The organism is Psychrobacter nivimaris, assembly GCF_009812035.1.
GTDB lineage: Bacteria > Pseudomonadota > Gammaproteobacteria > Pseudomonadales > Moraxellaceae > Psychrobacter > Psychrobacter nivimaris.
The window spans coordinates 1-14886 of the sequence record NZ_VZIZ01000035.1 but is presented as its reverse complement, the minus strand read 5'-3'; the positions used below and the strand labels follow the sequence as shown (position 1 = coordinate 14886).

Genomic DNA, 14886 nt, shown 5'->3' with positions numbered 1-14886 from the left:
AAAAACTTGGTAATCCGCCTCTTCAGTTTGATTTGCTTATTTCAAGTTGAGAGTGGGGTTTAATATAACGATTTTTAGCAAACAGCAATTCAACCCGCTAGCAGTTAATCCACAAGGTGCGATATGTCAGAAGACCAAACAATGAGTGCAGAAGAGTTTCAAAACCAATACTTCAATGATGAGTCTGAAGGCTTAGACGGTGAGATGGAGTATGATTTAGAGACTGGACTTCTTGGTGAGCACGATGAATTTGCTAACTTACATGCAGAGCTAAACGAAGCACGTGAGCAGCTTGTCAGTATTCGCGACTTTATTCGTTTTTCAGTCACGCAGCTGCGTAACTACGACGTCGTTGTTGCACAAGGTACGACCGATGAGTTTGCAGAAGCGTCAGCCATTGTCTTGCACTCTTTGTCTCTCGATTGGTCTGCTAATGAGCAGATTTTAGACTGTCGTCTGACCACGTCTGAAAAACAGTTGGTACTAGGACTATTAGAAGAGCGTATCGCTGAACGTAAGCCACTCAGTTATTTAATTAACTTGTCATACTTCTGCGACCTGCCTTTTTATGTCGATGAGCGTGTTCTTATCCCGCGTTCACCGATTGCAGAGTTGATTCGTCAGCAGTTCCATCCGTACTTTGAAGTTACTGAATTGGCCAAACCACTGGGTGTCAGTCCGAACGAAAAGTCAGCGGTATTTTATGACCATGGCTTGGATGTGAAGCAATTGTCGCAGCCTGAGCGTATCTTGGACTTGTGTACTGGCTCTGGTTGTATCGCAATCGCGCTTGCTACCCGTTTCGTTGATGCGTTGGTCGATGCTGTTGATATCGATAAAGGCGCATTAGAAGTGGCAATGGTCAATGTCGATCATCATGATCTTGGCCATCAAGTAAACGTAATCGAGTCTGATTTGTTTGCCAAGATACCTGCTGAAAACCAGTATGAGCTTATCGTCACCAATCCACCGTACGTCGATGCGGCTATCATGGCAGATTTACCGCCTGAGTTTTTGTATGAGCCTGAGCATGCACTAGCAGCTGGCCAAGACGGCTTAGATTTGGTACATCGTATCTTATTTGAAGCGCCAGATTACCTTAGCCCAGATGGTTTGCTGATCTGTGAAGTAGGTGACAGCGAATGGGCACTAAAACAAGCCTATCCTGAAATCCAGTTTGATTGGTTGAAGTTTGCACATGGCGGTCATGGTGTCTTTGCGATTACCTATGATGAGCTAGTCTCAAACCGTCAATTGTTTGCCTCTTATGTTCAGCTATTAGATAGCCTTCAATAGACAGATATTGGGTCGGATAGACATCGGCTGCACGAGCCGAAACTATAAATAACAATACAATTACTCATTATAAGCAGTATAAGCAATAACCATGAGTGATTGGTCACATAGTCATCAGTAGCGTTTACTTGTTTAAGGACAGTTATGGCAGGCAATAGTATTGGGCAGGTTTTTACGGTCACCACTTGCGGTGAGTCACATGGCGCAGGCCTGATGGCCATCGTTGATGGCGTACCACCAGGTTTAGCATTATCTGCAGAAGACCTGCAAGTAGATTTGGATCGTCGCAAACCGGGTACGTCTAAGTATTCAACCCAGCGCCGTGAGTCTGATGAAGTTGAGATTATCTCTGGCGTATTTGAAGGCAAAACCACAGGTACGTCTATCGGTCTATTGATTCGCAATACCAATCAAAAATCTAAAGACTATAGCGATATCAAAGATACTTTCCGTCCTGGACACGCTGACTATACTTATAGTATGAAATATGGCTTCCGTGACTATCGTGGTGGCGGTCGTTCGTCAGCGCGTGAGACGGCTATGCGTGTAGCAGCTGGTGCTATCGCTAAGAAATACTTGCAAGAACGTCTGGGCGTACAAATTCGTGGTCACGTTACCCAAATCGGCAATGAGCATAGTAACGTCCTAGATCCGAGCCAAATTGATTGGGAGTTTGTAAATAGTAATCCGTTCTTTTGTGCAGACAGAGAAGCGATTGGCCGTTTTGAAACCTTGATTGATAACTTGCGCCGTGAAGGCACTAGCTGTGGCGCGCGCCTTGATATCATTGCGAGCGGTGTACCAGTCGGACTTGGCGAGCCAGTATTTGATCGTCTGGATGCTGATATCGCTCATGCGATGATGAGTATCAATGCGGTTAAAGGGGTTGAGATTGGTGATGGGATGGCGGTGGCAGGTCAATTCGGACATAGCGCTCGTGATGAGCTGACCCCAGATGGGTTTGCAGCCAATCATGCTGGTGGTGTCTTGGGCGGTATCTCATCAGGTCAAGATATCCGTGTGAGTATTGCGCTAAAACCAACGTCTAGTATTACCACCGCTGGCAAGAGCATTAACACTCAAGGTGAAGCAGTCGATATGCTTACTAAGGGTCGTCATGATCCTTGCGTTGGTGTGCGTGCTACGCCCATTGCCGAAGCGATGTTAGCGATTGTAGTGCTTGATCATTATCTGCGTCACCGTGGTCAAAACGCGGATGTGAAGCCGCCAGTACAATCGATTACTTAGTGTTTCATTGAATTCTGTTGAAAGTACACTTATCTTAAAAAGGCTTAAGTATGTCTGTTTATCATTATATATTAGCATGGTCTGAAAATAAGCCATTGTATCTAAGAGACAGTCTTCGAAGAATTTTAAATGCTTCTATTGATAATGATGATATTAATGAGCTAACTTTATTAGTTAAGAAAGAACACGGTGATGATACAGTCAATATTCAACCTATTTTTTATGATCAAACGCATATTCCGACAAGTATTCAAACTAATAATGACTATCCAAAATTACTAGGTTTGAAAAATCCTAAAAATATATCTGCTTTACATAGTGAAGCAGATTTAAAGTTTTCAGAAGATGGTCTAACCGTCATTTACGGTAATAACGGTTCTGGGAAATCAAGCTATTCAAGGATTTTTAAGAAGTTATGCTGGAGTAGAGCACCAAATATAGAATTGAAAACTAATATTTTTAGAAGCGATCAAACACAGCAGCAAGTTGAGATAAAAATAGGTTTTGAAGGTCAAAATATTGATTGGATATGGAATCAAAGTAATGAAAGTCATTCTCTGTTAAAGTCTATATTCGTATTCGATAGTGAATGTAGTGAAGTTTACATAAATAAAGATAACCCAGCTGAATATAAACCTGTTGGTATAGATTTGCTAGAAAGCTTAATCGATGTTTTTAACCAAATACAATCTAAGCTAAAATTGGAAATTTCACAATATAATGTAGTCAAGCCCGCTTTACCAGATTCACCAGTTAATGTACCAATCTCTAGCTGGTACAGTCAGATCGAGAATATCGATAATAAGCAGTTAAATGATTCTATCCAATTTAATCAAAGAGATATTGATAGAAAGAGTTTTTTAGAAAGTATTTTAGATAGCCCAAACCCAAGCAGAGATATACAGGACTTGAGGATTACCAAAAGCAACTTACAAAGTTACTTTCAAAAAGTATCAGAAATTGAAAGTTATTTCAGTACTCAAGCTATAGTTAATATTCGAGATTTCAAGCAAAGTTTTGACAGTACTAAACAGGCTTATGAAATAGCCAGGAATGAACTGAATGATTTGAATACTTTCCAAAGCTTTGGTACAAGCCCATGGAGGATTCTGTGGAGTTCAGCTCAGGATTTTGCTCACAGTTCTAATATGTCTGATGGACAAACCTTTCCATCAAATGAATCCTTGGATAAATGTGTATTATGTCAGCAAGACCTTGATGAAGAAGCTAAGAGGAGAATGCTACAGTTTAAGCAATTTGTTCTTAATGACATATCAAGTCAACATAATGAATTAAATAGAATATACGATAATAAAAAAATGCTTTATTCAAATATGTCTGTTTCGGCTTATGGCAATATTGATGAAATAGAATACTATGTTAATAACTTTAATGAAATATTTCAGAAATTTGAACAAGAAGTTCGTTTTTCTATCAATTCAATTTTGACTTATTTAGAAAATGGAGGAGGATTGATATTCCCTATTCCAGTAATGCCAGTAGATATCGAGCCTATATTAGAGGATATTAGTAAAAAAATTCACGAACTAGCTCAGTTACAGCAAAATAGAAATAATTTCTGGATTGAATATCACAATATTGCTGCAAAAGAATTTATATTTAATAACAAAGCTACTATCATCCAATATCATCAAGAACTTAAGTATAAACAATGGTTAAGCCATCTAATTAAACAGTTAAATACCTCGATAATATCTAAAAAAATCGGTGATATTATGACCGAAGAAGCTATTAATCTACAGCATGATGAGTTCATCGCTCATTTAAACTGTTTTAATTCTGAACTATCTAATAAAGTAAAGATTTCTAAAAGTAGAACGACTATAGGTCAAGCTTTCATGAAATGTAACTTCAGTGAAGTTAGCGACGATATGGGTACTATTCTAAGTGAAGGCGAACAACGTATTGTTTCACTCTCAAATTTCTTAGCAGAATGTACGATTGATAATAAATTAAATAGTATTATCTTTGATGATCCTGTTACTTCTTTAGATACGGATTATAGAGAGCTTATCGCAGTCAAATTAGTTAATTTAGCTCAAACTAGACAGATTATTGTACTGACGCATGATCTATCTTTTATGAGATTGCTTATGGATATTCATAAAACTGAGACCTCAAATGATTGTGAGATAATAGGAATTGATAAATATAATGGAGTAACAGGTATTGTAACAGATGAAATTCCATATTTAGCTAAGAATCTTCAGGAAAGAGTTGACTCAATCCAAAGAATAATCAGAGAGCATGACTCACTTTCAATCACAAATGCTCATGAGCGAGAAGTTAAATTAGACTCTGCTAGGAAAAGGTTCAGAATGCTATTAGAAAGGTCTGTCGAAGAAGTACTATCAAACCGTACATATGAACGCTTTTCAAAGAATATCAATTTGAAAAGAGGCTACTTATCAAGCTATGTCGTTACTGAGGAAACTGATATTAATTTCATATTAGGTTTGTTCGGTAAATATTCTATTACTGAACATGATGGAGGGATATCAACTATACCTAGGTTACCTAGTAAAACTGACATAGAAGATGATATTAGAGAATTTAGTTTGTGGAAAAATAGCTTCAAAGCTAAACTTAAAGCATTTAGAGAGGCCAGTGTGGGTTGATTTTTGATGAATCTTAATATTTTGAAGTTAATAAAACTTATTCCGATTTTAGATGACTGTAATCACTAAGCAGCTACTTGATAACTATCAATAGCTACACATTGCTGATGTCGAAATACCAATAATAACCGCTGACTAGGAATTGCTAGCCAATGACCAAACTCAATACTATCGACGCCTTGGCTCGTTAATGTCTGTGTACAGTGATGACGGCTAAAGCCGATTAGATTCTTGATAATAGGGTTATCGGTCAATTGATGTGACATAGGTTGTCTAATCCTCATTTACTTTACAAATTTGACGGTTCAACAGATCTTAGTGCTATCGTAAAACAATAAAGTAGAAATCCTGTGTAGTCATGATGGAAAGTTGATGAATCCTTATAAAATTCTTATTCTAAAGCTAGTGGTAGGGTGATACTAACCATCACACCAGAACGCTGGTTTTTACCAGTATCAGTATTATCAGTTCTAGCTTTATTAGTGTCAGCTTTATCATCATTAGTACGGACATTATTGAGGGCTACCTGACCACCATGATGTTCAATTACTTGCTTCACTAGTGTTAGACCAAGGCCCGTGCCTTTTTTAAGCGTATTACTACTATAGTCAGTCTGCCTTGGCTTAGTCGTTGGATCTGCCGCCTCTGTATTTAGATCATTGCTGTCTGTATGATTCGTTGTTTGAGATGAGGGTTGGCTTTGATGAGATAGGCTAAAATAACGTTCAAAAGCTTTTTCAATAGCATAATCAGGCAACAGCTTTCCATCATTAAATATATCAATGATTACCGTTCGCGCTGTGCTATGCAAAGAGATGTTAACAGTGCTATCAGCAAAATGAATGGCATTATCCAGCACATTTTGTAGGACTTGTATCAGCCAAAATTGGTCAGCAAACACACTGGTAGAGGCCAACAACTCTGCTGGCAAGTTTGTAGTGTTTGTCATGTGCTGATCATCGATGTATATATCGATAGGGTATAGATTCTGCTGTTGCTGCTTGGCTGTATTATCTTTGATCAGACTTTGCAAAAGTGGTAATAGGGGAGTCAGTTGTCGGTTGAGCTTGAAGGTAGGCTGTTCAACCTTCGCAAGCAACAATAGGCGGTCGATGAGCTGTTGCATTTTTACGCTTTGCTCACCAACCGTCTCAATGAGCATCTGCCGATCATCCTTATCAAGCATATGACCATCTAATCCATCATCTTCTAACAGCTCACTACTGGCGCGAATGGCGGTCAAAGGGCTTTTTAGCTCATGGGTCAAAGTATGAACATAATCAGTGACATAAGCACGATTCTCTAGTCGATGTTTCATAGTCTCGATGGTATCTGTCAGGCTGTTTAGCTCATGACCCAGATAAAAATAGGGCTTTTTGGTGTCTTCTGCCAGCGCACTGGTATATTGAGTCACCAAGGTGATACTTTGCTTGAGCCACCATGCGATGAGACCCGCTAAAATGAGGGCAGCAATGCTGATGAATAGCACCGTGATCAGCATGCGGTTACGTGTGTCGTCCAAATAAGGTAGCACGCTGGCGACAGGTTTGCCGACGCTGACCACACCGATAATCTCGCCAGACATATTCTTGATTGGCTGTGCGACATACATGACCGAGCCATCACGCTGTTGGCCATCCCGCAGTGTACTTCTTGCACCGTATTGACCTCTTAATGTGAGATAGACATCATTCCAGCGCCCATAGTTTTGCCCTTCATTATTGTCAGGTTTGGGTAGCGAGTCATAAATGACCCTGCCGCTGCTATCTGTTACATATACCCGAAAGCTACTATAGTTTTTGGTTTGATAGACAGGACCTAAATTATCGTTAATGGCTGGTATGCCCACGAAGGCCGCATCAAGTTGCGCTTGATAAGCCTCATCGTATAGTTGCCCTGTAGATAATGGTATCTGGAGACTGGCCGCGAGTAACTTACTGGTGTCTAGGAGCGTGTCTTCGATGACTTGCTGCGCGGTTGGCTTGACGTAGCCAAACAACTGAGTAAATACAACCACGCCGCAAATGATGAGTACCAAAGCGACTGCAAGCCAAATCCTAAAAAAGATACTTAAATTGAGCAGTCGTTTACGTTTAGGTGCTTGTTGCACAGTACCAATGGGATGCAGTTTGGCATACCAATTGCTTTGGTTGTTATGAATATCGCTCTCAGCATTATTGGGATGATGATTCATCAGTTAGCAGCCATTGTTATGCGGGACATAAGGCGTAACCCAGTCCACGATGCGTATGAATGACTTCAATACTCGTATCAACGGTCGCAAGTTGCTTACGAATTGACTTGATGTGGCTGTCTATCGTGCGTGCTAAGCGGTGGTCAGGATAGTCACTTACTGCGCTAAGCAATTGCTCACGGCTAAAAACTTGCTGCGGCGCTTGCAATAATGTCAGCAAAATTTTGCGTTCTGTATTGCTAAGCTCAAGCTTTTGCTGTTGCCATGTTAATGAATAGTTGAGCGGTTGATAATGCCAAACGCCAGATTGGTTCTCAAACGTTAATGCTTGTCCTGAAAGATTATTCGAGGAAGTATTATCAGTACTTTCATTTGAGTTTGTGGTATGAGAGCCTGACTGCTGAATCAGCTGTTCACGTCGCCAAATGGCTTTTAAACGAGCGACCAATTCACGTGGACTAAAGGGTTTTGCACAATAATCATCACCGCCCATCTCCAATCCTAAAATACGATCGACCTCATCGCTACGCGCGGTCAAAAACACGATAGGTAAGTCTTTTAAGGCGTCGATATCAGTTGTATGACGTATTTGCTGACATAGGCTCAAGCCATCACCATCTGGTAGACCGACATCCATAATGATCGCCGATAGATCTTGTGCTTCATGACTATGCAACATGGGTAACACACTACTGGCATTATCCAACCAAGTTATTTGCCAGCCTTCGCGCTTGCAAGTAACCTTAAGCGACATCGCGATCGCAGGATCATCTTCTACCAGTAATATATGGGTCATAGTCTCTACATCATCTTATAAGCTTAGTAAATTATCGTAGCACAAAACAGCAGACTGCTCTTGCTGCCACGAGTCAAATGGTGTGAAAAGTTAATGGAAAAGTAAGGTGCTCAGTAGATAGTGTGCGATGTAATTATTTTAATACATTCAACAAAAAGGCCAGCTCAATAAATAAGCTGGTCTTGATAACGAAGATTAAGCATGACTGTCTATTAATAGACTAAGCGTAAACCTATTTAAGACCTTTGCAGTTGGCATAGTAGCTCACCGTAGCGGGCCAATCTGAAAAAATGCCTTGGACACCGACATCTTGCGCTAGTACGTCAATATAATTCATCATATCACCGTCATTGTTGATAGCATCGCTAAGACCGCTATAGTACCAATCGCCACCATCGGTTAATGGCCCTGAACGCTCTATCGACCAGGTAATGATTTTTAGACCATTGGCTTTGGCTTGTTTTGCGTATTCTGATGGTTGCATATTTCCCTTACCATCAGTAGTGACTAACAACCAAAGTGCTGGTGCAATGGTGTTTATGCCGCGTGCTTTGATGTCAGCCAATGAGTGCTTCCATGTGGTTGCGTCATCTTTATCAAATGTTTTATCCTTAGCGGTCTCATTGCTGTCATCAATAAGATAAACGGCATTAGCCCCATAAGCTGGCTCGTTTTTGATCCAGTAATCCAGATCTTCTATATTAAATGACTGGGCAAAGACATCGCTTGCAGGTACATTCGCTGCATTATAAGTATCTATCAGCTGTTGACGGTAATCGTTCAAACGATAGCCGTTAAACGGCATGGTCACTGCAGGCGCTTTTAGCTCAGGCGTGTGTTTCATGCCTAGCTTACGAGCCAATGCGATATGCTCTTTTAACGTCAACACCTTGCCATTTTGCGAGTATAAGTCCGTTCGCCAAGGCGCGGTTGCGTTCATATATTCGCTAATACTGGTTGCTTTTTTATTGGCAGCATCCATCTTGCCCGTCAAGGTTTTAAACTGAGCGGCACTGATATCTGAGGTACGGCATTCGATACTATCGGCATTGGTAAGTTTGCCTTTAGCATCCAATATTGGCGGTACAGTGCATTGGTTGGCGAGCGGCGTGGCTAATATATTAGTAGTGGTGTGCAAATCGTTCTGGGCATGACGACAGACAAGCTCACCGTCATTGGTAAAAGCGACATCACATTCCAAGATGCCAGCACCCATTTGTGCTGACGCCACGTAGCTATCATAAGTATGTTCAGGCAACTGTAATGGCGCACCCCGATGTGCAATAGAGAAGTCTGTCTTACTTGGCAGTTGACCTTTACACACCTGTAGCTCTTCTTTTAGTGGTCCCTCGTCCATATCATTAATCAAATAAAACGGACGCACTCCATAGGTATATGCGACAGGTGAAGACGATTGTGGTTGCGCTGTCGATAAAGGGGCTTTTGATGTGAGCGTTGAGCGGCTATCGGTAGTGCAGCCTACTATCAATAATGAGCTGATCAGCGTTAAAGGTAAGGCGAGATTAATCTTATTAACCTTAGCCAGCGTGTGCTTACTCAGCTCAAGCGCTGATTTATTAGAAATTGTCATGTAAAATGTTCCTGCAAAATTATAAAAAATCCCATCAGTTATATTGGTGGGAATCAAAAAAATAACGTTTGAGCGTTGGTTGCTACTTGCTAAAAACCACTAAAGGTTGTGACATTGTTGTAAGAGCCTAGCCTTGTAGGAAATTGGCCTTGTAAGAACTTAGCATTAATGCGGATACAATTGTAGGCACATGTACTAAAGAATAGACAGCTGACAGTATTTAAGCTTCATAGTATTGACCATACTCTCAAACTAACAGATGATATTGACCATATAATGACATACCGTTATTTTGGCAAAAAATATAGAAATGCTTAAGGCATATCTCACTACATTATTAAGGATAACTATGAGTAACTATTTAGACGCAGTCGTCGTTGAGCACAATCCCTCTCAAAAAAAGATAGATCGCGCAGTGATTTGGTTGCACGGTTTAGGTGCTAGCGGTCATGATTTTGAGCCAGTTGTACCGCAGCTTGGCTTGGCTAATGATATGGCAGTACGTTTTATCTTCCCACATGCACCTAAACGCCCAGTCACGGTAAATGGTGGCATGGTGATGCCAGCATGGTACGACATCATAGAGATGAGTCTGGAGCGTAAAGTAGATGTGGCTCAAATTGAAGAGTCTGCTCAGCAGATACAAGATTTGATCAGTCGTGAGATAGAGCGCGGCGTGTTACCAGAGCATATCGTCATCGCAGGGTTTTCGCAGGGCGGGGCAGTTGCGTATCATGTGGCACTTGGCTATCCAAAACGTTTGGCTGGCTTGATGACGCTCTCTACCTACTTAGCGACCAATGATAATATTGAGTATAGTGCTGCCAATAAAGACATGCCGATTCTGATTGAACATGGTTCTCATGACCCAGTCGTGCCTGTCATCCTAGGTGAGCAAGCCCAGCAGTTATTGTCGGCAAAGGACTATAATGTGTCTTATAATACGTATCCGATGGCACATCAGGTCTGTATGCCGCAGATTCAAAATATCGGTAAATGGTTAAACATTGTTTTGGCGTAAATTATTAAGCTGTAACGTAATGTAATGCAGGCTACTTATAGGTTGAAACCTAACCGATATCTCCTATATAATAGCCAGTCTTATTGGGGATGTTCTGGCTTCGACGCTGGTGATGAAACTCAATGATGCATGTCGAGAGTGTATGTCCTCTCGTTAATCAAACATATATTGTTATAGTCGCAAACGACGAAACTTACGCTCTAGCAGCTTAAACCCTGCTTACTTAGTTGCTGATCACCTACAGTTGGTTAACTAAGTTGAAGCGTCCGCATGTAGGCTCGCCACAAGTGATTGTCTCAATTGCTTGGGTTCAAAAGTAGAGAATCGTCCAATCCATCCTGACTGTCGGATCGGTGCGGATTAAAACTAAAGACAGAAACTAAACATGTAGATTCATGAGCGTAATGCTGGCGGACGCGGGTTCAACTCCCGCCATCTCCACCAAACATTAAAAATCCGATCACTTAGGTGGTCGGATTTTTTTTGTCTAAATTTTATGGTTAATTAAAGAAACAATGATACCAATAAACTTTTGATGAGAAAGTAAAAACTATTTATATAGAGTAATCATCAAGTCTTTGAAGTTGAATCACAGTTTTTCGTCGCCTATGGAGAACATAATATTAACTTGTCTTAAAGAATAATTCTGATTATTCTTAGTTGAGGCCTATTCTTCGCATCAGGCAATGCAGTAGCAAGAATAAGCGGACTTTCAAATAACTACAGGGAATGTATTATGTTAGGAAAAATGATGTATCAGCCATTGCTGATCAGTGGTCTAATCGAACACGCTGCCCGTTATCATGGTGATACGGCGGTTTTGTCCAAAGAAGTCGATGGACAGATGACTCATACCAATTGGCGTACTGTCTCAGATAACTCAAAACGATTGGCCAATGCGTTGGCTACACTGGGACTTAAATCATCAGAACGCATAGCAACTTTGGCTTGGAATAATCGTCGGCACTTAGAAGCTTGGTATGCCATTTCAGGTAGTGGCATGGTTTGCCATACTATCAATCCACGTTTGTTCCCTGAGCAGCTTAGCTACATTATCAATGACGCTGATGATCGAGTACTGTTTTTTGATACTACTTTCCTACCACTAATTATGGCAATCAAAGAGCATATCAAAGGTGTTGAACACTTCATTTGTCTAAGTGATCGAGATGATAGTATCGTAGAAAAACTGCCTAATGTACTGTTCTTTGATGAGCTATTAGCAGAAAATTCTACTGACTTTGACTGGCCTCAATTCGATGAAGCAACAGCCAGCTCTTTGTGCTACACATCAGGAACTACTGGTAACCCTAAAGGGATTTTATATACGCATCGTTCTTCTGTGCTACATGCGATGGCGTTATGCATGCCTGATGTCTCCGCGCTCTCTGCACAAGATGTTTTACTACCCGTGGTACCGATGTTCCATGTTAACGCGTGGGGCACACCTTACGCGGCTGCCTTGACTGGTTGCTCTCTCATACTTCCTGGTCCCAATCTCGATGGAGATAGTCTGGTATCTCTCATTGATGATTGTCATGTCACGGTTGCTCTAGGGGTTCCAACGATTTGGCAAAGCCTATTAACCGCTGCCAAAGCCAGAGGTAGCAAGCTGGATAGCATGACGCGTACCATCGTCGGAGGAGCCGCATGTCCACCATCGGTAATCAAAACGTTCAGAGAAGATTTTAATTGTGATGCGGTGCATGGTTGGGGCATGACAGAAACTAGCCCACTTGGAACGATGAATCAAATAAAAGCCAAGCATAAGTCGCTGAGTAAAGATGAGATTAATGAGTTGCGTAACTCTCAAGGTCGTCCACCCTACGGCGTTCAGCTACGTCTCATAGATACTGATGAGCCGCTACAGCAAGTTGAAGAAGATGGTATGTCTCAAGGTCGTCTACAGATCAAAGGACACTGGATCATCAACGATTATTACACAGAAAATCCTGATGCGATAACTGAAGATGGTTGGTTCGACACAGGTGATATTGCAACCATTGATGTCGATGGCTATATGAATATTCGGGATCGCTCAAAAGATTTGATTAAATCTGGTGGGGAGTGGATATCGTCAGTAGAGCTAGAAAACATCGCAGTCGCCCATCCGCAGATAAGAATGGCAGCCGCTATTGCCGCAAAGCATAAAAAATGGAGCGAACGTCCAGTATTGATTGTGGTAAAAGAACCAGATTCAGAAATTGATGAGTCGCAAGTGCTAAGCTTTTACGAAGGTAAAATCGCCAGCTGGCAAATACCAGATAAAGTCATATTTGTAGATAATATCGTGCTAAATGGCGCTGGGAAAATGGTCAAAAAAGACCTGCGTGATGACTATGGCAACGTATTGTTGGATAGCTGATTTGGTTATCAAAAGCGTAAATTAATAATGCTACTTGCCAAACCAAGTGTGTAGTCTAGTTAGATTTCTCTAAGAATAGTGGTATAGGTGAATAGAGCGTTTGAAATGCTCGTCATCTATATCACTTATCATGATTAGTATTTTAAATGAGCACTCAGAGGTTAATGTACATCAGATGCATGGATTGAGATAGAGCAGGACAGTATGGAACGCCAGATACAACAAAGCCCCTGATATCAGGGGCTTTAGATGTTCTATAAGATAGTATAGAACTATGTAATGGTACCCGGAGCCGGAACGGTTAATTGTTGTTAAGTGTTTGATGTATATAGATAAATATTTAAATATATATTTTAGTACACTTGTGAGTATACTTTAGATTTGTTTTTCAGTTTTATAATTTAATAGTAACTAAATATTATCGCTTGACTAGTTTTTAGTATAACAGAAGCTATAAACGTAATCTGGAAAGGCAGAAGCCGTTGCTAGACTTACAACAAGTGTGAGGTTAACCTGAAGCATCGTCCTTATCTACGAGACCATCCCAGATTCTGTGTAACTGCCCTTTAGATTAAATGCTTGCTGATACGGTCATCAAACATAATCATAAAGCGATTAAGGGCAGACGTCCAGTTACGGATTGGCATCGACCACTTTTTAGAGGCCTGCTGGGTGGCTAAGTACACCACCTTGAAAGCTGCCTGATCAGAGGGAAACACCTTACGCTTATTCACCGCCGTTCGAATCACACTGTTTAGCGACTCTATCGCATTGGTGGTATAAATCGCTTTTCTGATGTCTTTAGGATAACCAAAGAACACCGTTAAGCCCTCCCAGTTATTGCGCCAAGACTTGATGACATGCGGGTACTCTGTGCCCCAAGTCTCATCAAAGTGCTCAAGGTTGGCCTCTGCCATCTCAAGCGTATCAGCACCGTAGATGGCCTTTAAATCAGCTGCTACGGCCTTTTTATCCGTCCATGGTACAAACTTCATGGAGTAACGCACCATATGCACGATACACAGCTGAACCTGAGCGTTGGGGTAAACGGTGTTGATGGCATCAGGGAAGCCTTTTAAACCATCGACACAGGCAATGAGAATATCTTGTACCCCGCGGTTTTGTAGTTCAGTAAGAACACCCAGCCAGAACTTAGCGCCCTCGTTCTCTGATAGCCACATGCCAAGCAGCTCTTTTTTACCATCAAGAGCAACGCCTAAGGCCAGATAGATAGCTTTGTTGATGATCTGCTTGTCTTGACGAACTTTGACGACAATGCAGTCTAAGTAGACAATAGGATAGATGCTGCTCAGTGGCCGGTTCTGCCAAGCGGTGATGTCATCCAAGATGTTGTCAGTGACTCTGGAAACCAAGCTGCTTGAGATGTCGACGTCGTAGATGTCCTTGATGGTTTCGACAATCTCAGTAGTGGTTTGACCTTTGGCGTATGAGCGAGGATCAGCAAGTGTCTGGGAGACACTTGCCCGAAGCGCAAGACGTAAGGCTATGCCTGTAGTGAAATATGATTTTGTCATCAAGACCTGAAATACGGGTTTGATGCTTACTGACAAGTACAGGCTCAAAGCTACTGTCGCGGTCTCTGGGGGTGGAGATCTCAAGCTCGCCTGTGTCGCTACGGACTCTCTTTTTAGTGTGCCCATTGCGCTTATTAGGCTTGTCTGCCTTTTCATGCTTGGGGTAGCCGAGATGCTCTTCCATTTCTGCTTCTAGGGCAG

9 protein-coding genes, 1 other RNA gene and 1 pseudogene are annotated in these 14886 nt (G+C 41.4%); 6 read left to right on the top strand and 5 right to left on the bottom strand.

The window, feature by feature from the left end:
• The first annotated feature begins 123 nt into the window (after window positions 1-123).
• From prmB to FQV37_RS12035, 3 genes are all read left to right on the top strand, one after another.
• Complete coding sequence (gene prmB / locus FQV37_RS12045; protein WP_101206117.1) at window positions 124-1296, top strand: 50S ribosomal protein L3 N(5)-glutamine methyltransferase; 1173 nt, start codon at window positions 124-126, stop codon at window positions 1294-1296.
• 144 nt (window positions 1297-1440) lie between these two features.
• Window positions 1441-2544: a chorismate synthase gene (gene aroC / locus FQV37_RS12040; RefSeq protein ID WP_102094253.1), complete on the top strand. Its 1104-nt coding sequence runs from the start codon at window positions 1441-1443 to the stop codon at window positions 2542-2544.
• 50 nt (window positions 2545-2594) lie between these two features.
• Window positions 2595-5183: an AAA family ATPase gene (locus FQV37_RS12035; RefSeq protein WP_160023287.1), complete on the top strand. Its 2589-nt coding sequence runs from the start codon at window positions 2595-2597 to the stop codon at window positions 5181-5183.
• Window positions 5184-5248: 65 nt separating this feature from the next.
• Here FQV37_RS12035 and FQV37_RS12030 read toward each other — a convergent pair whose 3' ends face one another.
• From FQV37_RS12030 to FQV37_RS12015, 4 genes are all read right to left on the bottom strand, one after another.
• Window positions 5249-5449 (bottom strand): hypothetical protein, encoded by a 201-nt coding sequence (locus FQV37_RS12030; protein WP_102093530.1) that lies wholly within the window; start codon window positions 5447-5449, stop codon window positions 5249-5251.
• Between the two features lie 125 nt (window positions 5450-5574).
• Window positions 5575-7377 carry a two-component system sensor histidine kinase CreC gene (creC, locus tag FQV37_RS12025; RefSeq protein WP_160023285.1) on the bottom strand — a complete coding sequence of 601 codons (1803 nt, stop codon included), beginning with the start codon at window positions 7375-7377 and terminating at the stop codon, window positions 5575-5577.
• Window positions 7378-7393: 16 nt separating this feature from the next.
• Window positions 7394-8173, bottom strand: coding sequence for a response regulator (locus FQV37_RS12020; protein ID WP_160023283.1), 780 nt, complete (start codon window positions 8171-8173; stop codon window positions 7394-7396).
• Window positions 8174-8405: 232 nt separating this feature from the next.
• On the bottom strand, window positions 8406-9764 hold the full coding sequence (locus tag FQV37_RS12015; RefSeq protein ID WP_160023281.1) for a glycerophosphodiester phosphodiesterase family protein: 1359 nt from the start codon (window positions 9762-9764) through the stop codon (window positions 8406-8408).
• 349 nt (window positions 9765-10113) lie between these two features.
• Between FQV37_RS12015 and FQV37_RS12010 the strand changes: the two genes are divergently transcribed.
• From FQV37_RS12010 to FQV37_RS12000, 3 genes are all read left to right on the top strand, one after another.
• Window positions 10114-10785, top strand: a complete 672-nt coding sequence (locus tag FQV37_RS12010; RefSeq protein WP_160023279.1) for an alpha/beta hydrolase — start codon at window positions 10114-10116, stop codon at window positions 10783-10785.
• A gap of 85 nt (window positions 10786-10870) precedes the next feature.
• Window positions 10871-11229, top strand: a transfer-messenger RNA (tmRNA) gene (gene ssrA / locus FQV37_RS12005).
• A gap of 292 nt (window positions 11230-11521) precedes the next feature.
• On the top strand, window positions 11522-13150 hold the full coding sequence (locus tag FQV37_RS12000) for a long-chain-fatty-acid--CoA ligase (RefSeq protein ID WP_160023277.1): 1629 nt from the start codon (window positions 11522-11524) through the stop codon (window positions 13148-13150).
• Between the two features lie 566 nt (window positions 13151-13716).
• Here FQV37_RS12000 and FQV37_RS11995 read toward each other — a convergent pair.
• Window positions 13717-14886 (bottom strand): annotated as a pseudogene (locus FQV37_RS11995) (IS256 family transposase); the annotation flags it as partial.

Coding starts and splice junctions, on each gene's coding strand:
- prmB (WP_101206117.1), top strand. CDS start 124: ATGTCAGAAGACCAAACAATGAGTGCAGAAGAGTTTCAAAACCAATAC.
- aroC (WP_102094253.1), top strand. CDS start 1,441: ATGGCAGGCAATAGTATTGGGCAGGTTTTTACGGTCACCACTTGCGGT.
- FQV37_RS12035 (WP_160023287.1), top strand. CDS start 2,595: ATGTCTGTTTATCATTATATATTAGCATGGTCTGAAAATAAGCCATTG.
- FQV37_RS12030 (WP_102093530.1), bottom strand. CDS start 5,449: ATGTCACATCAATTGACCGATAACCCTATTATCAAGAATCTAATCGGC.
- creC (WP_160023285.1), bottom strand. CDS start 7,377: ATGAATCATCATCCCAATAATGCTGAGAGCGATATTCATAACAACCAA.
- FQV37_RS12020 (WP_160023283.1), bottom strand. CDS start 8,173: ATGACCCATATATTACTGGTAGAAGATGATCCTGCGATCGCGATGTCG.
- FQV37_RS12015 (WP_160023281.1), bottom strand. CDS start 9,764: ATGACAATTTCTAATAAATCAGCGCTTGAGCTGAGTAAGCACACGCTG.
- FQV37_RS12010 (WP_160023279.1), top strand. CDS start 10,114: ATGAGTAACTATTTAGACGCAGTCGTCGTTGAGCACAATCCCTCTCAA.
- FQV37_RS12000 (WP_160023277.1), top strand. CDS start 11,522: ATGTTAGGAAAAATGATGTATCAGCCATTGCTGATCAGTGGTCTAATC.